The sequence below is a fragment of the Actinomadura chokoriensis genome (assembly GCF_039529475.1).
GTDB classification, from domain to species: domain Bacteria; phylum Actinomycetota; class Actinomycetes; order Streptosporangiales; family Streptosporangiaceae; genus Spirillospora; species Spirillospora bangladeshensis.
This window is the reverse complement of record NZ_BAAAMW010000028.1, coordinates 23,921-43,702: the sequence shown is the minus strand read 5'-3', so window position 1 is coordinate 43,702 and position 19,782 is coordinate 23,921. Positions and strand designations below refer to the sequence as shown.

Here is a 19,782-nt window from a genome sequence, read left to right as displayed (position 1 = left end):
CATCGGCTTTCAGCGGCCTCGGCCACGCACGCGAGCGCGCTGCCTGACCGGTGAGGCGAAGCCGGAGTCTCACCGGGAAGATCGCGAAGCGATGCGCGCTCGCACAGGCCAGGTCACGGAGCGAGCCGCCAGGCGAACGCAGTGGCCTGGGCCGGGATCAACGCGGCGTGGACTCGCCGAGGCCGGCCTCGCGGGCCACGACGATGGCCTGGGCGCGGTCGGCGACGTGCAGCTTCATGAAGATGTTCGAGACGTGGTTGCGGACGGTCTTCTGGCTGAGGAAGAGCGTCCCGGCGATCTCGGCGTTGCTGCGGCCCTGCGCGATCAGTTCGAGGACCTCGCGCTCCCGCTCGGTCAGCTCGGGGAACGCGGCCTGCCGCGGGTCGGGCATGTCGGTGAAGTAGGTGAGCACGCGGCGCGCGATCTCCGGGCCGTAGATGGCCTCGCCGGCCGCGACCGCGCGGACGGCGCGGGCGATCTCCTCGGCGCCGGACTCCTTCAGCAGGTAGCCGCGGGCGCCGGCGCGCATCGCCGCGAAGACCGAGTCGTCGTCGCGGAACATCGTGAGGACGAGGACGCCGATGCGGGGGCTCGTCCGGGTGATGGTGCGGGTGGCCTCGATGCCGTTGCCGCCCGGCATGTGCAGGTCCATGACGACGACGTCCGGCTGCAGCTCCGCCGACAGCTTCACCGCCTCCGGCCCGTTCTCGGCCTCGCCGACGACCTCGACGCCCAGCGCGTGCAGGAGTCCTTTCAGGCCCTGCCGGAACACCGGGTGGTCGTCGGTGATGAGGACCCGGATGGTCTCCGACATCTACGCCCGCCTTCTTCCGACCGAGGAACGATCGTACCCGGCGGGCTGCGCGGTGCCGAGCGGCAGCCGGACCGAGACGAGGGTGCCGCCGCCGTTCCGGGACGTGATCACACAGCTGCCGCCGATCTCGGCGGCCCACTCCTTCATCGCGGCGAGGCCGCGGCGCGTCCCGGGGCGTCCGCCGCCCCGCGCCGCGTCCGGCAGGCCCGGACCGCTGTCGGTGACCACCAGGTGCAGCTCGGTGTCGCGCTTCAGCCGGACGGAGGCGCAGCTCCCCGGGGCGTGCAGCCGCACGTTCGTCAGCGCCTCCTGCGCGATGCGGTACGCCGCCACCTCCACCGCGGCGGGCAGCCCCGAGGGCTCGCCGTCGAACCGGATGTCGACCCGCTCGCAGCAGCCGTCCGCGAACGACTCGATGGCGCCGACGAGGCCGAGGTCGTCCAGGGCGGGCGGCCGCAGCCCGTGCGCCAGGTCGCGGATCTCGCCGACGGCGGTCGCCAGCCGGTCGCGGACGTCGGCGAGCAGCGGGTCGGTCCGCTCCGGCTCGCAGGCGAGCGTGATGCGGGCGGCGTCCAGCGACATGGCGAGGCTGGCGAGCGTCGGCCCGAGCCCGTCGTGCAGGTCGTGCCGCAGCCGCCGCCGCTCCTCCTCCCGGCTGGCGAGGATCCGCTCCCGGGACCTCTGCAGGTCGGCGGTGAGCCGGCGGAGGTGAGGGATGGTCGCGGCACGTGCCGCCACGGCCCCCGCGGTGAACGCGCCGGCCAGCACGGCGGCGCGTGCCAGTACCGCTCGCATCCCGTCCCTCTCTCTCCGCCCCGGTGTCGCGGACCCTTCCGGACCACCACCTTTTCGGGCGAGGCGACCCGGTGTCAGGTGACCTGTGTCCCGACCGCGGCGGGAAAACGCTCTCAGCCGGGATTCTCAGTTGCTCGCCGGTGCGGACTCTCGCGCACGGACCGGCGTCCCAGGGGCCGGCCCACCCCCGGCGTCCCCGTAGAATCGTCAGCCGTGACACAGCCCAGCACTGAGCGCGGCCAGGGGGCCGCCGACGTCGACCTGCCCACCCAGTACCGTCCGGCCGATGTCGAGGGCCGGCTCTACGAGCGCTGGGTATCGGCGGGGCTGTTCACCGCCGACCCGCTGCGCGCGCCGGAGCGCCCCGCGTACTCGATCGTGATCCCGCCGCCGAACGTCACCGGTTCGCTGCACATGGGGCACGCCCTCGACCACTCCATCCAGGACACCCTCGTCCGGCGGCGCCGCATGCAGGGCCACGAGACCGTGTGGGTCCCGGGCATGGACCACGCCGGCATCGCCACCCAGAACGTCGTGGAGCGCGAGCTGGCCAAGGAGGGCCGCTCCCGGCACGACCTCGGCCGCGAGGCGTTCGTCGAGCGGGTGTGGAAGTGGAAGGCCGAGTCCGGCGGCCGGATCCTCGGCCAGATGCGCCGCCTCGGCGACAGTGTCGACTGGACGCGCGAGGCGTTCACGATGGACGACGACCGCGCCCGCGCCGTCCGGACGATCTTCAAGCGGCTGTTCGACGACGGCCTCATCTACCGCGCCGAGCGCATCATCAACTGGTGCCCGCGCTGCCTGACGGCCCTGTCCGACATCGAGGTCGAGCACGATGAGGTCGACGGCGAACTGGTCTCGATCCGGTACGGCTCCGGCGAGGACGAGCTGGTCGTCGCGACCACCCGCGCGGAGACGATGCTCGGCGACACCGCCGTGGCCGTCCACCCCGACGACGAGCGGTACGCGCACATGGTCGGACGGGAGATCGAGCTCCCGCTGACCGGCCGCCGCATCCCGGTCGTCGCCGACGCGCACGTCGACCCCGAGTTCGGGACGGGCGCGGTCAAGGTGACGCCCGCGCACGACCCCAACGACTTCGAGATCGGCCGCCGCCACGACCTGCCGTCGATGTCCGTCATGGACGAGCGCGGCGTCGTCACCGCGACCGGCCCGTTCGAGGGCCTCGACCGGTTCGAGGCGCGCCCGGCGGTCGTGGCCGCGCTGCGCGAGCAGGGCCGCGTGGTCGAGGAGATCCGCCCCTACAAGCACTCGGTCGGGCACTGCCAGCGCTGCTCCACGGTCGTCGAGCCGCGCGTGTCGCTGCAGTGGTTCGTGAAGGTCGAGTCGCTCGCGCGCGCCGCGGGCGACGCCGTCCGCGACGGCCGCGTCGCGATCCACCCGCCGGAGATGGCGTCCCGCTACTTCGAGTGGGTCGACAACATGCACGACTGGTGCATCAGCCGGCAGCTGTGGTGGGGGCACCGCATCCCGGTCTGGTACGGGCCGGACGGCGAGACCGCCTGCCCCGGGCCGGACGAGGAGCCGCCCGCCGGCTGGACGCAGGACACCGACGTCCTCGACACCTGGTTCTCCTCGGCGCTGTGGCCGTTCTCCACGCTCGGCTGGCCGGACAAGACGCCCGAGCTGGAGCGGTTCTACCCGACGTCCGTGCTGGTGACCGGGTACGACATCCTGTTCTTCTGGGTCGCCCGCATGATGATGTTCGGGCTGTACGCGATGGACGGCGTCCAGCCGTTCGACACCATCGCCCTGCACGGGATGGTCCGCGACCAGTACGGCAAGAAGATGTCCAAGTCGTTCGGGAACGTCATCGACCCGCTCGACTGGGTCGACGCCTACGGCGCCGACGCGACCCGCTTCACGCTGCTGCGCGGCGCGAACCCGGGCGGTGACGTCCCGGTGGCCGAGCAGTGGGCGCAGGGCTCGCGCAACTTCTGCAACAAGCTGTGGAACGCGACGCGGTTCGCGCTCATCAACGGCGCGCACGTCCGCGGCGACATGCCCGCCGAGGTGACCACCGTCGACGCGTGGATCCTGTCGCGCCTCCAGTCGGTCATCGCCGAGGTCGACGAGGAGCTGGAGAACTACGACTTCGCGAAGGCGTGCGAGGCGCTCTACCACTTCGCGTGGGACGAGGTCTGCGACTGGTACGTGGAGCTGGCGAAGGTCCAGCTCGCGGACGAGCGGGCCGAGGCGACGCGGCGCGTCCTGGGGGAGGTCCTCGACAAGCTGCTGCGGCTGCTGCACCCGGTGATCCCGTTCGTCACCGAGGAGCTGTGGACGTCCCTGACCGGCGGCGAGACGGTCCTGACCGCGCCGTGGCCGGCCGCCGAGCCCGCCCGCGCCGACCGGGACGCCGAGGCCGTCGTCGAGTCGCTGCAGCGGCTCGTCACCGAGGTCCGCCGGTTCCGCGCCGACCAGGGCCTCAAGCCGGGCCAGAAGGTCGCGGCGGAGCTGGAGTGGGGCGGCTCGCCGCTCGCGGCGCACGAGGAGGGCGTCCGCGCGCTGCTGCGCCTCACCGCGCCCGGCGACGGCTTCTCCGCCACCGCGTCGCTGCCGGTGGAGGGCGTCGCGGTGCGGCTCGACACCGCCGGTGCGATCGACGTCGCCGCCGAGCGCAAGCGGCTGGAGAAGGACCTCGCCGCCGCGCGCAAGGAGGTCGACCAGGCCAACCGCAAGCTCGGCAACGAGGCGTTCATGGCGAAGGCCCCCGAGGCGGTCGTCGCGAAGAACCGCGACCGGCTCGCGCAGGCGGAGGCCGACATCGCCCGGCTGGAGTCGCAGCTGGCGGCGCTGCCCGCGGGCTGACGCGAACCGTCCCGCCCCCGGCAGGTCACGAGCGCGTGAACGGTCGGCGCGGCGGGCCCCGCGCCGTTACGATCCGGTTGAGCCCACGGCCTTTTGGCGGTACTTGAACCATCGGGAGTGCAATGGCCGAATCACCCCAGCCCGGCGCGCCGGAGTCCTCGTCCGGCGAGGGCCCGGACGCGGCGCGGGCCATCGAGGACGGGGCCGCGCCGGTGGCGGCCGCCTCGGCGCCCTGGGGCAGGGCGCGCCCGTGGTGGTCGCTCGACCCCGGTGACGGGACGGGCCCGCTCCCGTCGCTGGGCGGCACGGGCGGGCACCCGATGGTGGGCGGTACGGGCGGGCATCCCGTCGTCGGGTCGGGAGCCCACCCGGTGGTCGGCTCGGGAGCCCACCCCGTGATCGGTACGGGCGGGCATCCGGTGGTCGGCACCGGCGGGCATCCCGTCGTCGGCACGGGGCCGTTGCCGGTGGCTCCCGGCGGCGCACCCGCCGGGGCGCGGAAGCGGCGCGTCCCGAGGCTGCTGCTCGTCACCGGTGTCGCGGCGGCCGCGGCGATCGCCCTCATGGCGGGGGCGCTGGCGTTCCGGACGGGCGGCGGCGACGCCAAGGACGCCCGCACGACGGCCCTCCCCGCGTCCAAGAAGGTGATCGAGGCGGGCCCGGTCGCCGGCGGCCTGCACAGGGACCGCCTGACGTCCCCGCAGGCGAGCGCCGCGTACCCGTTCATCGCGGGCGCCGTCGAGGCGGGCGGCGTGCCGGTCGCCAAGCGCGGCGCCGCCGTCTACAGCGAGGAGCCGGTGCGCAAGCTCAACGTGCTGTTCATGGGCGGGACGGGTCCGGTCGGCGACCCTGCCGACTTCCTGCAGAAGGTGCAGCCCACCACGTTCATCGCGGGCCAGGACGCCGAGGCCGGCAAGGGCGCGAAGGCGGTCTGCGGCACCTTCGCCGTCCTGGCCGAGACGCACACGTACTGCGCGTGGGCGACCAGGGACTCCTACGGCATCGTGGCGTCCAACCGCCCGACGCTGAACCCGCAGTTCCCGCTGATGGCGGACGTCATGCGCCGGATCAGGAAGGACGTGGAGCGGCCGAAGTGACGAACAGCCGCTCGGTGTCGGCGCCGACCGCGTCGAGGACCCGCCCGGTGAAGTAGACGGTGCCGAGCACGACCACCCGGTGCCCGAGCGTCGCGAGGGACTCGGGCGTGATGGCGTCCGCGTCGACGACGTCCCAGCCGGGCGGCAGCGGGCGGGTGAAGCGAAGGTGCGGCAGCGGCAGCCGGACGAACGTCACGGGCAGCGCGCCGAGTTCGGCGACGGCCCCGTCCACGTCCTTGTGGTCGGGGAGGCAGACCACGGCGTGGTCGACCGTCCCCCAGGCGTCCCGCGCGGCGGCCAGGGCGGCGGCGACGCCGGTGCGGTCGATGGCGGAGTCGACGAGCAGCCGGGTCGCGGACCCGGGCACGTCGTGCCGGGACGACCGGCCGGGCAGGACGACCGACGACATCACCTCCCGCAGCGTCCCGGCCGGGGGTTCGGCCGTGCCCGGCACGCGGCGGGCGGCGGCGACGCCGAGTTCGGCGCCCGCCCGCCCCAGCCCGGCGGGGAGCAGGCGGTCGGGCAGGCCGCTGCCGCCGGGCCCGACGACCTCGACGCCGCCGAGCACCTCGGTGACCGGCGGCGACTGCGGCGCCGACAGCACGACCGTCCCCGGCCCCGCGACACCGAGCTTCTCCCGCGCGATCTCCGCCTCGGTGTCGCCGAGCACGCCGGCGTGTTCGAGGAAGACCGGGGTGATCGCGGCGACGTCCGGCGGGAACAGGGCCACCTCGTCCGACCGTCCGCCCATCCCGGCCTCCAGGACGAGCACGTCCGCGCCGACCCGCCGTGCGTGCAGGAGGCCCGCGACGAGGAAGAGGCCGGACGGTGACAGATAGCCGTCCGAGGGCGGTGGAAGCGTGCCGATCGCCTCATCGAGGGCGTCCGCCAGGGAGGCGAGCTCCGTTTCCGAAACGGCGCGTCCGCCGATCCTGATCCGGTCGCGGTTCGTGCGCAGGCCGGGGCTCGTGACGGTGCAGACGCGACGTCCGGCGGCGGCGAGAAAGGCCGACGCGTAGGTCGCCGTCGTGCCCTTCCCCTTGGAACCCACAACGGTCAGAACGGGCGCGTCCGGGGTGAGGACCCCCAGGGCGTCCGCGAGCGCGCGGGCCCGCCCGACATCGCGCGTCTCGCCCGGCGCCCGGTGCTCCCACTCCCGGAAGAACACGTCCATACCTCCAGTGTGGGGCCGGACGGAGCGTTGCGCGCCGCCGAGTAGGCTCTGTGACCGTGAGTCAGCGAACCGAGCCGGCCGACTACCGGGCGACCGTCGGCGCGATCATGGCCCGCGGCGTCGAGTGGGAGATCGACCCCACCCTCGACCGGATCCGCGACCTGGTCGACGTCCTGGGCGAGCCGCACCGCGCGTACCCGGTGATCCACATCGCCGGGACGAACGGCAAGTCCAGCACCGCCCGCCTCGTCGAGGCGCTGCTGCGCGAGCGCGGGCTGCGCACCGGCCTGTACACCAGCCCCGAGCTGACCACGCTGCGCGAGCGCATCGCGATCGACGGGGAGCCGATCAGCGAGGAGCGGTTCGTCGAGACGTTCAACGACGTCCTGCCCTATGTCGAGCTGGTCGACGGCAAGCACGCGGGGCGGCTGTCGTTCTTCGAGGTCCTCACGGCGATGGCGTTCGCGGCCTTCGCCGACGCCCCGGTCGACGTCGCGGTGGTCGAGACGGGCATGGGCGGCACCTGGGACGCGACCAACGTCGCGGACGGCGTCGTCGCCGTGATCACCCCCATCGGGCTCGACCACACCCGCTACCTCGGCGACACGCTGGAGGAGATCGCCGGCGAGAAGGCCGGGATCATCAAGACCGGCGCGATCGCCGTCCTGGCGCAGCAGCCGGTCGAGGCCGCCGAGGTGCTGCTGCGCCGGGTCGTGGAGATCGGCGCCACGGCGGCGCGCGAGGGCATCGAGTACGGCGTCCTCGGCCGGGACGTCGCGGTCGGCGGCCAGCAGCTCCGCCTGCAGGGCCTGCACGGCGTCTACGACGAGATCTACCTGCCGCTGTTCGGCGAGCACCAGGCGGGCAACGCCGCGACGGCCCTCGCCGCCGTGGAGGCGTTCGCCTCCGGCGCGCCGACCGGGGGAGAGACCAATCTGGAGGCCGCGACGCGCATCGCGGCGGGCGAGTCCTACCTCGGCGGCAACGAGGGCCAGCTCGACCCGGCGCTGGTGCGCGCCGGGTTCGCCGGGTCCGCCTCGCCGGGGCGGCTGGAGGTCGCCCGGACGGGCCCGACCGTCCTGCTGGACGCCTCGCACAACCCGGCCGGGATGGCGGCGACCGTCGCCACGGTCACCGAGTCGTTCGGCTTCACCCGGCTCGCCGGGGTGCTCGCGATCGCCGCCGACAAGGACGTCGCGGGCGTCCTCGACCAGCTCGAACCCGTGCTGGCGGAGCTGGTGGTGACCCGCAACTCCTCGCCGCGCTCGATGCCGCCCGAGGAGCTGGCCGAGCTCGCCGAGGGCGTCTTCGGCGCCGACCGCGTCCATATCGCCGAGCGGCTGGACGACGCCATCGACCGGGCGATCGGCATCGCCGAGGAGACCGGCGAGTACCGGGGCGCCGGGGTGCTGATCACCGGGTCGGTGGTCACGGCCGGCGACGCCCGCACCCTGCTGCGCGTGGAAGAGGGCCGCTCATGAGCACACCCGCCGCCGACAACCCGGCCCGCCGGCTGTTCGCCACGGTCCTGGCCTGCGAGGCCATCGTGATCGGGCTGGCGATCCCGGTCGCCGTGGCGGTGCTGGACGTGGACGGCGCCACCGCCGGCGGGGTCTGCGGGTCGCTCGCGCTCGTCTGCCTGGTCCTGGCCGGGCTGCTGCGCCGCCCCTGGGCGATTCCGGCCGGCACCGTGCTTCAGGTGCTCATCATCGCGACCGGGTTCATGGTGCCGGCCATGTTCTTCCTCGGTGCCGTTTTCGGGGCGCTTTGGGGGACGGCCATTTGGCTCGGACGCAAGGCGGCGGCCGCCCAGCCGCGCTAAGTTCGGCGGGACGGCAGCCAATCATCCCGCCGAATGCCGCGAATTCCAATAATCGCCCCAATTTGGACATCCTTCGTTTTCAGTAAATAGCGTCCGGCGGATGACGACCCTCCGAAGGAGAAGGCCGTGTCCACCAGCGCAGCGTCCACAGCCCGTGCGGCCGAGCGCCCCGGCACCGGGGAGGCGGCCGGGCGGCGCCTCGCGGCGCTCGGCGCGCTGCTGCTGACCGGCACCGCGGTGCCCGCCGCCGTGCTGACCCTGCCGGACGCCGCCGTCAACGTCGTCCCCGCCGCCGCGGACGCCCTCGGCCTCGGCGGCTCCGGCGTCGCCGGGCTGCTGCGCGCCACCGGCCTGTCGCTGCCCGCCCTCCTGCTCGCCGTGCCGCCGGGCGCCGCGGCGGCCCGCCGGTTCCCCGCCTGGACGGTCCTCGCCGCGGGCCTGGCCCTGCTCCTCGTCGGGCTGGGCGCCGCCCGCCTCGCCGACTCGGTGCCCCTCGCCGGGACGGTCCGGGCGCTCCAGGGCGCGGGCGCGGGCATCGTCCTGCCCGCCTCCCTCGTCCTCGTCTGGGAGCGCCGCGACCGCGCCCTGACCGCCGCCTGGGCGGGCGTGCTCGCGGGCATGCTCGTCCTGGCGGTGCCGCTGGCGCTGCGGGCCGTCCCCCCGCAGGCCGCCGGCGCGGGCGCCCCCGACTGGCGCGCCGCGCTCGCGCCCTGCCCGTGGCTCGCGGCCGCCGCCGCCGGCGCCGCCGTCGCCCGCCCGCTGCTGCGCGCCCGCGCCCCCTGGGCGCTCCCGGCGGCCCGGCGCAGCGAGCGGGGCCAGCTCCTGCTCCCGCTCGTCCCGGTCGCGGGCTTCGCGTTCCTCGCCGTCGTCGCCGCCGGCGCGTGGTCGCCCGGCGCGCGGCTCCTCGTCGCGGGCCTCGCGGTGCCCGCCCTGGTCGGCCTCGCCGTCACCGGCGGGCGGGACGCCCCCGCGGGCAGCCCGCACGGCTGCGCCCTCGTCATGATCGCCGTCGGCCTGCTCACCTACCCGGTCGCCGGACCGCTCGCCGGGCTCGCCGCCGCCACCGCCCACGCGCGCGGCGCGGGCCCGCCGCTGCTCCCGTTCGCCGCGGCCGCGGCCGCCGCCGTGGCGGGCGCGCTCGCCGCCGCCCGCGCGCCCGCCCGCGGGACGGTCCGGACCGGGCTCCTGCTCATGGTCCCGGCGCTGCCGCTCGGCCTCACCGCCGACCCCGGCGACCCGTGGACGCTGCTCGCACCGCTCGTCCCCCTCGGCGCGGGCGCCGGGCTGGCCCTCGCCGCCTCGCTGCGGGACGCCGAGCCCGGCGCCGCGCTGTTCGGCCTGTCGCTGTGCTTCCCCGCCGTGCTGACCGGGCAGCTCGCCGTCCTGTCGCTGCAGGCGGCGCGGCTGCGCCGGGCGCGTCCGGCGACCGGGGCGCAGCAGGTCCACGCCCTGCTGGAGGGCTTCCAGAGCTGGCTCGTCGTCGCGGGAATGGTCGCCGTGCTGCTCGCCGCCGCCGCGGCGGCGCTGGGCGTCCGGCGCCGGAATGCCACTTACGGCGCGCGAGCCGGGTAGTATTCGCGCGCTTACCGAAACCGAAATTCCGCAAGGAGAACCACCCGTGTCCGAGCGCACTCTTGTCCTGGTCAAGCCCGACGGCGTCCGCCGCGGCGTCATCGGCGAGGTCGTCTCCCGGATCGAGCGCAAGGGCCTGACGCTCGTCGCGCTGGAACTCCGCACGCTCGCCCGCGAGACCGCCGAGGCCCACTACGAGGAGCACTCCAGCAAGCCGTTCTTCGGCGAGCTGGTCGAGTTCATCACCGGCGGCCCGCTCGTCGCCATGGTCGTCGAGGGCCCCCGCGCCATCGAGGCGTTCCGGTCCCTGGCCGGCGCCACCGACCCGGTCAGCGCCGCCCCCGGCACCATCCGCGGCGACTTCGCGCTGGAGATCGGCGAGAACATCGTGCACGGCTCCGACTCCACCTACTCCGCCGAGCGCGAGATCAAGCTGTTCTTCCCCGAACTGGGCTGATCCGCCTCCCGGGGGGCGACTCTCGAGCGCGGGCCGGATCTTCCGGCCCGCGTCTTCTTTAGCGAAAACCGAGCTGGTCAGGACGCGTTTTTTCCGCGACGCGCGGCGGCGGGGTGACTGCCCGCGGACGGGGGCGCACGTTACGATGGACGCGCCGCTATACACGCCCGTCAATCATGAAGGGCTCCCTTTCTTCATGGGTAACAAGCTGTCGTTTCTTGGCCGGGACATGGCCGTCGATCTTGGTACCGCCAACACACTGGTGTACGTGCGCGGGCGTGGCATCGTCCTGAACGAACCATCCGTGGTGGCGATCAATACCAACACCGGGAAGATCGTCGCGGTCGGCATCGAGGCGAAACGGATGATCGGCCGGACGCCCGGCAACATCGTCGCCGTCCGCCCGCTCAAGGACGGGGTCATCGCCGACTTCGACGTCACCGAGCGGATGCTCCGCTACTTCATCCAGAAGGTCCACAAGCGCCGCCACTTCGCCAAGCCGCGGATCGTGGTCGCCGTGCCGAGCGGGATCACCGGAGTGGAGCAGCGCGCGGTGAAGGAGGCCGGATACCAGGCCGGCGCCCGCCGCGTCTACATCATCGAGGAGCCGATGGCCGCCGCCATCGGCGCCGGGCTGCCCGTCTACGAGCCGACCGGCAACATGGTCGTCGACATAGGGGGCGGCACCACCGAGGTCGCCATCATCTCGCTCGGCGGCATCGTCACCAGCCAGTCGGTCCGCGTCGGCGGCGACGAGCTGGACCAGGCGGTCATCTCCTTCTCCAAGAAGGAATACTCCCTGATGCTCGGGGAACGGACCGCCGAGGAGATCAAGATGGCCATCGGTTCGGCCTATCCCGGCGGCGACGAGGAGCCGCACGCCGAGATCCGGGGCCGCGACCTCGTGAGCGGGCTGCCGAAGACCGTCGTGATCTCCGCCGAGGAGGTGCGGCGGGCGATCGAGGAACCGGTCAACGCCGTGGTGGACGCGGTGAAGACCACGCTGGACAAGTGCCCGCCCGAGCTGTCGGGCGACATCATGGACCGCGGCATCGCGCTCACCGGCGGCGGCGCGCTGCTGAAGAACCTCGACGAACGGCTCCGCGAGGAGACCGGGATGCCCATCCACCTGGTGGACAACCCGCTCGACTCGGTGGTGCTCGGCACCGGCAAGTGCGTCGAGGACTTCGAGTCGCTGCGCCAGGTCCTCGTGCCGGAGCCGCGGCACTAGTCCGGACGCGGTCCGCCCGGGGGCGCGGCGGGTCGTCCCTCCTCGGGGAGCAGCTGGTCGGCGCCGGGGCTTCCGGCGTACTCAGGAAACCGGAGGTCGGTGCGTGAAGGACACCCGGCGCACCCGCATGGTGCTCGGCGGGCTGCTCGTCGTGGCGCTCACGATGATCACCGTGGACTACCGCGGCGGCGCGAGTTCGCCGCTGCGCGGGCTGCGCGACGTCGGCGCGACCGTGTTCGGCCCCGTCGAGCGCGCGTCGGCGTCGGTGGTGCGGCCGGTGGGCAACGCCTTCGACGCGATCACCGACGCGCCCGGCGAGCGGCGCCGCGCCGACCGGCTCGCCCGGCAGAACCAGCGGCTGCGCGAGGAGCTGCGCTCCGCGCGGCTCGACAAGGACAAGGCCGCGCAGCTGGACCGGCTGCTCGGCACCGCCGGGATGGGCGGCTACAAGATCCGCGCCGCGCAGGTGATCTCCGCGGGGCAGGGCTTCGAGGACACCGTCACGATCGACGTCGGCAGCCGCAGCGGCATCAAGGCCGACATGACGGTGATCAGCGCGGCCGGTCTGGTCGGCCGCGTCACCCGGGTCGGGCCCGCGACCTCGACCGTCCTGCTCGCCACCGACCAGACCTCCTCCATCGGCTCCCGGCTGGAGGCGTCCAAGGAGATCGGGATCGTGGAGGGCCGCGGGCGCCGCGGCCTCGGCGGGGGCGGCGACACGCCGCTGCGCTTCCAGCTGCTGGACGCCGCCGCGCCGATCAAGGTCGGGCAGCGGATCGTGACGCTCGGCTCGCAGGGGCAGCGCCCGTACGTGCCCGGCGTCCCGATCGGCGAGGTCGCGCGGGTCGAGAAGGCGACCGGCGGGCTGACCCGCACCGCCTACATCCGGCCGTTCGTGCGGTTCACCAGCCTGGACGTCGTCGGCGTCGTGGTCGCCCCGCCGAAGACCGACCCGCGGGACGCGGTGCTGCCGCCGAAGCCGAAACCGGCGCCGACGCCGAGCCCGAGCAAGAGCCCGAAGGCGAGCAAGAGCCCGAAGGCCCGCGCGAGCGCGGACGCGCGGCCGAGCGGCTCCACGAGCCCGTCCACAGAACCGAGCGCGGGGGACTGACGTGTTGAATCCGCCCGAGGCATCGCCGGCCGGCCGCACCGCGGTGGCCGCGGTGGTGATCGTCGTGACGCTGATCCTGCAGGTGTCGGTGGCCAACCGGCTGCCGCTGCCCGGCGGCGTGCAGCCCGACCTGGTGCTGCTGGCGGTAGTCGCGCTGGCGCTGGTCGCCGGGTCGATGACCGGCATGGTCACCGGGTTCCTCGCCGGCCTCGCCGCCGACATCATCCCGCCCGCCGACCACACCCTCGGCCGGTACGCGCTCGTCTACTGCCTCATCGGCTTCCTGTGCGGCGCCGCCGCCGCCGAGATGGACCGCCAGTCCGTCGTGCCGTTCTTCGCCGTCGCCGCCGGCGCCCTCGCCGGGACCGTGCTGTACGCGGCGACCGGGATGATCCTCGGCGACCCGCGCGCCGACTGGGGGACCGTGTCGCGGATGGTGCCGCTGCAGGTCCTCTACGACATCATCGCCAGCCCGTTCGTCGTGTGGGCGGTGCTGCGCGCCACCCGCCGGTACGAGAGCGGCGAACGGGCGCGGGGCGACGGGCTCGCGGTGCCCGCCGCCCGCTACCGCGCGATGTCGGGGCGGAGCGGAAGCCTGTGAACCCCCGGACCCACTTCCGGCTCGTCGTCCTCTACGTCCTCGTCGCGGCGCTGCTGCTCGTCCTCGTCGGGCGCATGTGGACGCTCCAGGTCCTGGAGGGCACCCACTACCAGGAGATCGCCGCCCAGAACCGCACCCGCGACATCGTCGTCCCGGCCGTCCGCGGCATGATCCTGGACGACCGCGGCGTGCCCCTCGTCCGCAACCGCAGCGCGCTCGTCGTGTCGGTCGACCGGACCACGCTGTCCCGGCAGGAGGACGGCGGCGAGGCCGTGCTGAAGCGGCTCGCGGGCGTCCTCGGGACGACCTACGACGACATCTCCAAGCGGATCCGGCTGTGCAGCCCGACCGTGAAGCGCCCGTGCTGGCCCGGCTCCCCGTACCAGCCGATCCCCGTCGAGGACCACGTCGACCCCAAGCGCGCCCTCCAGATCATGGAGCGGCAGGAGGACTTCCCCGGCGTCACCGCGCAGATCCAGGCCGTCCGCGACTACCCGGAACCGGACGGCGCCGGCGCCGCGCAGGTCCTCGGCTACCTGCAGCCCGTCACCCAGGAGGAACTGGACAAGCGCAAGGGCCTGCAGGTCACCGGGTACAGCGGCGTCGACCTCGTCGGGCGCGCCGGCCTGGAGGCGCAGTACGACCGCGCGCTGCGCGGCGAGCCCGGGTTCCGCCGGGTCCTCGTCGACAGCCAGGGGCGCGTCACCGGCACCGCCGAGGAGAAGCCGCCGACGTCCGGCGACCACCTGATCACGAGCATCGACGCGGGCGTGCAGGGCGCGGCGGAGAAGGCGCTCAAGCACGCGATCGACAACGCCCGCAAGGGCGGCAAGCCGGCCGACGCGGGCGCCGCGGTCGTGATGGACGTCCGCACCGGCCGCATGGTCGCGATGGCCAGCTACCCGACCTACGACCCGTCCATCTGGACCGGCGGCATCTCCCAGGAGAAGTACGACCAGCTGCTCGGCAAGAAGAACGGCGAGCCGCTGACCTCCCGCGTCACCCAGGGCCAGTTCGCACCGGGCTCCACCTTCAAGATCTCCTCGGTGGCCGCCGCGGTGAAGGACGGGGCCAGCCTGAAGGGCATCTATCCGTGCCCCGGCTCCTACAACGTCGGGAACCGGGCGTTCACCAACGCCGGAGGCGCGGCGTACGGGCCGATGACGCTGCACACGGCCCTCGTGAAGTCCTGCGACACGGTCTTCTACAGGTTCGCCTACCTGGAGTGGAAGGCCGACGGCGGGATGCACCCGAAGAAGAACCCGTCCGACCCGATGATCAAGATGGCCCGCGAGTACGGGTTCGGGACCAAGACGGGCATCGACCTCCCCAGCGAGAGCTCCGGCCGCATCCCCGACCGGGAGTGGAAGCAGAACTACTGGGAGGCCACCAAGGCCGCCAACTGCAAGGGCGCCAAGCAGGGCTACCCGGACGTCGCCAAGACCGACCCCGCGCGCGCCGCGTACCTGAAGGCGGTCGCGACGGAGAACTGCACCGAGGGCTATGTGTGGCGCCCCGGTGACGCCGCCAACTTCTCGGTCGGGCAGGGCAACGTCCTGGTGACGCCGCTGCAACTCGTCCGCGCGTACGCGGCGGTCGCCAACGGCGGCAAGCTGTTCACGCCGCGGCTCGGGGTCGCGATCGTCCGGCCGGACGGCACCGTCGTCCGCCGGATCGAGCCCCCGAAGCCGGAGAAGCTGCCGGTCGACCCGAAGGTGCTGAAGTACATCCGGGACGCCCTCGCCCAGGTGACCAAGGAGGGCACCGCGGGAGGCGCGTTCTCCGGGTTCGACTTCAAACGCGTCGACGTCGGCGGCAAGACCGGTACCGCGGAGGTCTACGGCAAGCAGGACACCTCCTGGTTCGCCTCGTTCGGCCCGGTGAAGGACCCGCGCTTCGCGGTCGTCGCGATGGTCTCGCAGGGCGGCTTCGGCGCCTCGACGGCCGCGCCGGCCGTCCGCGAGATCTGGGAGTCCATGTACGGGACGAAGGACAAGAAGCCCATCCTGCAGAACGGCGAGCTGCCGTCCGAGTTGCCGAAGCTGCCGGGCCAGGGAGCCGCGCCGTGATCACCGGAACCGGCGTGGGGCCGGTCGAGGGGTACGGCGCCCGGCGGACCTGGCAGAGCCGGCTCGCCGGGCTGCGGCGGCTCGACTGGCCGCTGTTCGTCGCCGTGCTGGCGCTGTCGGTGATCGGCGCGCTGCTGGTGCGCTCGGCCACCTTCCACCTGCTCACCGAGCAGGGCCAGGACCCGGAGAGCATGCTCAAGCGGCACGTGCTGAACCTGCTGATCGGGTTCGTGCTCGGCGGCGTGGTCACCGTCCTCGACTACCGGCTGCTGCGCGCCTACGTCCCCATCCTGTACGGGCTGGCGTGCGTCGGCCTGCTCGCGGTGCTGACGCCGCTCGGCGAGACGATCAACGGGTCGCACTCGTGGATCGTGATCGGCGGCGGGTTCCAGGTGCAGCCGTCGGAGTTCGCGAAGGTCGGGCTCGTGGTGCTGCTCGCGATGATCCTCGGCGAGCCCCGGGACGGCGAGATCGGGCCGGGCCGCCGCGACGTGCTGCTCGCGCTCGTCCTCGCCGGGGTGCCCGGCGTGCTGATCATGCTGCAGCCCGACCTCGGCACCACGCTGGTGTTCATCGCGGTCGTGCTCGGCATGCTCGCGATCTCCGGCGCGCAGAAGCGCTGGCTCGTCGGCCTGGTCGGCGGCGGGGTGATCGCGTGCGCCGCCGTCTGGTTCTTCGGGCTGCTGAAGGAGTACCAGGTCGACCGGTTCATCGCGTTCCTGCACCCGGAGGCCGACCCGCGCGGCGCCGGCTACAACGCCCAGCAGGCGCGCATCGCGGTCGGGTCCGGCGGGGTGTTCGGCAAGGGGCTGTTCCAGGGCGAGCAGACCGGCGGCCACTTCGTCCCCGAGCAGCAGACCGACTTCATCTTCACGGTCGCGGGGGAGGAGCTCGGCTTCGTCGGCGCCGTGGTCATCGTGGCGCTGCTCGGCGTGGTGCTGTGGCGCGGGCTGCGGATCGCCACCCAGGCCGCCGACCTGTTCGGCTCGCTCGTCGCGACCGGCGTCGTGTGCTGGCTCGGGTTCCAGGCGTTCGAGAACATCGGCATGACGATCGGGATCATGCCGATCACCGGGCTGCCGCTGCCGTTCATCTCCTACGGCGGCTCCGCCACCTTCGCCAACATGATCGCCTTCGGCCTGCTGCAGGCCGTCCATGTGCGGCGTCGCGCGTTCGATTAGCGCGCCGGGGCGGCGGTAGGCTGGACGTTCGTCCCATGTCCCCTGCACGGAGGATTCGTCATGCCGGTCGAGTCGCTCTTCCCGCGCCTGGAGCCGCTGCTCCCGAGCGTGCAGAAGCCGATTCAGTACGTTGGCGGCGAGCTGAACTCGCAGATCAAGGACTGGGACGAGACCGACGTCCGGTGGGCGCTCATGTACCCGGACGCCTACGAGGTCGGCCAGCCGAACCAGGGCGTCCAGATCCTCTACGAGATCCTCAACGAGCGCGACGGCGTCCTCGCCGAGCGGACCTACACGGTCTGGCCCGACATGGAGGCCGTCATGCGCGAGCACGGCATCCCGCAGTTCACCGTGGACGCGCACCGCCCGGTCGCCGCGTTCGACGTGCTCGGCGTGTCGTTCTCCACCGAACTCGGCTACACCAACATGCTGACGGCGCTCGACCTCGCCGGCATCCCGCTGGACGCCGCCGAGCGCACCGGCGACCACCCCGTCGTGATCGCCGGCGGGCACGCCGCGTTCAACCCCGAGCCGATCGCCGACTTCATCGACGCGGCCGTCCTCGGCGACGGCGAGGAGATCGTGCTCGCGATCACCGAGGTGATCCGCGAGTGGAAGGCCGAGGGCGAGCCCGGCGGGCGGGACGGGCTGCTCCTGCGGCTCGCGGCGTCCGGCGGCGTGTACGTGCCCCGCTTCTACGACGTCACCTACCTGCCGGACGGCCGGATCCAGCGGGTCGCGCCGAACCGTCCGGGCGTCCCGTGGCGGGTCGAGAAGCACACCGTCATGGACCTCGACCAGTGGCCCTACCCGAAGAAGCCCCTGGTCCCGCTCGCCGAGACCGTGCACGAGCGGTTCAGCGTGGAGATCTTCCGCGGCTGCACCCGCGGCTGCCGGTTCTGCCAGGCCGGGATGATCACCCGCCCGGTCCGGGAGCGCTCGATCACCACGATCGGCGCGATGGTCGACCAGGGCCTGAAGGAGTCGGGCTTCCAGGAGGTCGGCCTCCTCAGCCTCTCCAGCGCCGATCACAGCGAGATCGGCGACGTCGCCAAGGGCCTCGCCGACCGCTACGAGGGCACCAACACCTCGCTCTCCCTGCCGTCCACCCGCGTGGACGCCTTCAACATCACGCTCGCCAACGAGTTCTCCCGCGGCGGCCGCCGCTCCGGCCTCACGTTCGCGCCCGAGGGCGGCTCCGAGCGGATGCGCAAGGTGATCAACAAGATGGTCACCGAGGACGACCTGATCCGCACCGTCTCCACCGCCTACGAGAACGGCTGGCGCCAGGTCAAGCTCTACTTCATGTGCGGCCTGCCCACCGAGGAGGACGAGGACGTCCTCGCGATCGCCGGCATGGCCAAGCGCGTCATCCAGGCGGGCCGCGAGGCCACCGGCCGCAAGGACATCCGCTGCACGGTCTCCATCGGCGGGTTCGTGCCCAAGCCGCACACCCCGTTCCAGTGGGCCGCGCAGTGCGACCACGAGACCGTCGACCGCCGCCTGCACGCCCTCAAGGACCTGCTGCGCGGCGACAAGGAGTACGGCCGCGCCATCGGCCTGCGCTACCACGACGGCCAGCCGTCCATCATCGAGGGCATGCTGTCGCGCGGCGACCGCCGCGTCGGCAAGGTCATCCGCGCCGTCTGGGAGGACGGCGGCCGCTTCGACGGCTGGAGCGAGCACTTCTCCTACGAGCGCTGGACGTCCTGCGCCGAGCGGGCCCTGGCCGGCGAGCCCGTCGACCTGGCCTGGTACACCGTCCGCGAACGCGACGAGGTCGAAGTCCTCCCCTGGGACCACCTGGACGCCGGTCTCGACCGCGAATGGCTCTGGCAGGACTGGCAGGACGCCATCGACGAGACCGAGGTCGAAGACTGCCGCTGGACCCCCTGCTACGACTGCGGCGTCTGCCCCACCATGGGCACCGAGATCCAGATAGGCCCCACCGGCAAGAAGCTCCTCCCCCTGTCGGTCGTCTGACGACCCGCGCGGGGGCCGGGTGACCGGAAGCGGTTGCCGGAAGGCCCTGGACTGCGGGCGTTCCGGGCTTAGGGCACCCGTGCTTGGCCGAATGGGGCTCGGGGACCCGTACTCTATAGGGAGACCTAGTTTTTCGACTCGACGCGAGTAGGAAGGACCAGAACCCTGGCACCCATGCCGGAGGGTCCGGCGCCGGCCCCCGTGACCCAGCGACTGCGCGTCCGCTACGCCAAGCGGGGCAGGCTGCGGTTCACGAGCCACCGCGACATTTCCCGGGCCGTGGAACGCGCCGTCAGGCGCGCCGGGATCCCTGTCGCGTTCAGCGGCGGATTCACCCCCCACCCGAAGATCTCGTACGCGGGTGCGGCGGCGACAGGGGTGGCCAGTGAGGCCGAATACCTCGAGATCGGGCTGACCGAGACCCGCGACCCTGCGCGGGTGCGGGCCGATCTGGACGCGGCCCTGCCCCCCGGGCTCGACATCGTCGATGTCGTGCCGGTCCGGGCGGGACGCGGCGACGCGGCGGCGAAGCCGAGCGCGTTCGCCGATCGGCTCGAGGCGTCCGAATGGCGGATCAGGCTGGACGGCGTGTCGGACGACGACGCCGCCGCTGCCGTGGCCGCCTTCATGGGCGCCGAGCACATCGAGGTGGAACGCCTCACGAAGAAGGGACGGCGCCGTTTCGACGTGCGCGCCGCCGTGTCCGCATGTGAGCTGGACCGGCGCGCCGCCGAGGCGGCGGATGCCCCTTGTGCGATACTTCGAATGGTTGTTCGGCATTCCACACCGGCCGTACGACCCGACGACATCCTCACCGGACTGCGCCAGGTCGCCGACCTCGCGCCGCCGTCACCGCCGCTGGTGACCAGGCTGGCGCAGGGGCCCCTCGACGCGGACACCGGTGGCCTCGCGGATCCCCTGGATCCCGACCGGGAGATCGGCCTGCCGTCCGGCGACGACGCCGGGACGGCGCGCGGCCCTGTACGGCCGCAGCCCGGGGACGCCGCGAGCGCGGATGCCGTCAGCGCCTGACCGGGGGACCG

The 19,782-nt window shown here is 73.3% G+C and carries 16 protein-coding genes; 13 read left to right on the top strand and 3 right to left on the bottom strand.

From position 1 onward, the window contains the following. Positions 1-157 precede the first annotated feature (157 nt). Entirely contained in the window at positions 158-814 is a 657-nt protein-coding gene (locus ABFX46_RS37335; RefSeq protein ID WP_346048722.1) for a response regulator transcription factor, read from the bottom strand. After that, the gene (locus ABFX46_RS37330; RefSeq protein WP_346048721.1) at positions 815-1,609 is read right to left on the bottom strand and encodes a sensor histidine kinase; all 795 of its coding nucleotides are present in this window, start codon (positions 1,607-1,609) and stop codon (positions 815-817) included. Between the two features lie 213 nt (positions 1,610-1,822). Here ABFX46_RS37330 and ABFX46_RS37325 point away from each other — a divergent pair, with 213 nt between their 5' ends. Next, positions 1,823-4,441 carry a valine--tRNA ligase gene (locus ABFX46_RS37325; RefSeq protein ID WP_346048720.1) on the top strand — a complete coding sequence of 873 codons (2,619 nt, stop codon included), beginning with the start codon at positions 1,823-1,825 and terminating at the stop codon, positions 4,439-4,441. A gap of 122 nt (positions 4,442-4,563) precedes the next feature. Beyond that, positions 4,564-5,538, top strand: coding sequence for a hypothetical protein (locus ABFX46_RS37320; protein ID WP_346048719.1), 975 nt, complete (start codon positions 4,564-4,566; stop codon positions 5,536-5,538). Here the strand turns inward: ABFX46_RS37320 and ABFX46_RS37315 are convergent. After that, complete coding sequence (locus tag ABFX46_RS37315; protein ID WP_346048718.1) at positions 5,510-6,712, bottom strand: folylpolyglutamate synthase/dihydrofolate synthase family protein; 1,203 nt, start codon at positions 6,710-6,712, stop codon at positions 5,510-5,512. The two genes, ABFX46_RS37320 and ABFX46_RS37315, sit on opposite strands and share 29 nt — an antisense overlap. A gap of 107 nt (positions 6,713-6,819) precedes the next feature. Here ABFX46_RS37315 and ABFX46_RS37310 point away from each other — a divergent pair, with 107 nt between their 5' ends. From ABFX46_RS37310 to ABFX46_RS37260, 11 genes are all read left to right on the top strand, one after another. Then, positions 6,820-8,193 carry a bifunctional folylpolyglutamate synthase/dihydrofolate synthase gene (locus ABFX46_RS37310; protein WP_346048780.1) on the top strand — a complete coding sequence of 458 codons (1,374 nt, stop codon included), beginning with the start codon at positions 6,820-6,822 and terminating at the stop codon, positions 8,191-8,193. Continuing rightward, positions 8,190-8,534, top strand: coding sequence for a DUF4233 domain-containing protein (locus tag ABFX46_RS37305; RefSeq protein ID WP_163053483.1), 345 nt, complete (start codon positions 8,190-8,192; stop codon positions 8,532-8,534). Before ABFX46_RS37310 ends, ABFX46_RS37305 begins: the two co-directional genes overlap by 4 nt. A 126-nt stretch (positions 8,535-8,660) precedes the next feature. Continuing rightward, positions 8,661-10,106, top strand: a complete 1,446-nt coding sequence (locus ABFX46_RS37300) for a hypothetical protein (protein WP_346048717.1) — start codon at positions 8,661-8,663, stop codon at positions 10,104-10,106. 46 nt (positions 10,107-10,152) lie between these two features. Next, complete coding sequence (gene ndk / locus ABFX46_RS37295; RefSeq protein ID WP_163052833.1) at positions 10,153-10,563, top strand: nucleoside-diphosphate kinase; 411 nt, start codon at positions 10,153-10,155, stop codon at positions 10,561-10,563. A gap of 196 nt (positions 10,564-10,759) precedes the next feature. Continuing rightward, positions 10,760-11,794, top strand: a complete 1,035-nt coding sequence (locus ABFX46_RS37290) for a rod shape-determining protein (RefSeq protein ID WP_067794123.1) — start codon at positions 10,760-10,762, stop codon at positions 11,792-11,794. A gap of 103 nt (positions 11,795-11,897) precedes the next feature. Then, positions 11,898-12,905, top strand: a complete 1,008-nt coding sequence (mreC, locus tag ABFX46_RS37285) for a rod shape-determining protein MreC (protein WP_346048716.1) — start codon at positions 11,898-11,900, stop codon at positions 12,903-12,905. 1 nt (position 12,906) lies between these two features. Then, complete coding sequence (mreD, locus tag ABFX46_RS37280; protein WP_163052835.1) at positions 12,907-13,506, top strand: rod shape-determining protein MreD; 600 nt, start codon at positions 12,907-12,909, stop codon at positions 13,504-13,506. Beyond that, positions 13,503-15,575, top strand: a complete 2,073-nt coding sequence (gene mrdA, locus ABFX46_RS37275) for a penicillin-binding protein 2 (RefSeq protein WP_346048715.1) — start codon at positions 13,503-13,505, stop codon at positions 15,573-15,575. The genes mreD and mrdA overlap by 4 nt, the downstream gene beginning before the upstream one ends. Then, entirely contained in the window at positions 15,572-16,756 is a 1,185-nt protein-coding gene (rodA, locus tag ABFX46_RS37270; protein ID WP_428831354.1) for a rod shape-determining protein RodA, read from the top strand. Before mrdA ends, rodA begins: the two co-directional genes overlap by 4 nt. A 60-nt stretch (positions 16,757-16,816) precedes the next feature. Beyond that, entirely contained in the window at positions 16,817-18,739 is a 1,923-nt protein-coding gene (locus tag ABFX46_RS37265; protein WP_346048714.1) for a TIGR03960 family B12-binding radical SAM protein, read from the top strand. A gap of 174 nt (positions 18,740-18,913) precedes the next feature. Further along, complete coding sequence (locus ABFX46_RS37260; RefSeq protein ID WP_346048713.1) at positions 18,914-19,771, top strand: TIGR03936 family radical SAM-associated protein; 858 nt, start codon at positions 18,914-18,916, stop codon at positions 19,769-19,771. The last annotated feature ends 11 nt before the right edge of the window (positions 19,772-19,782 follow it).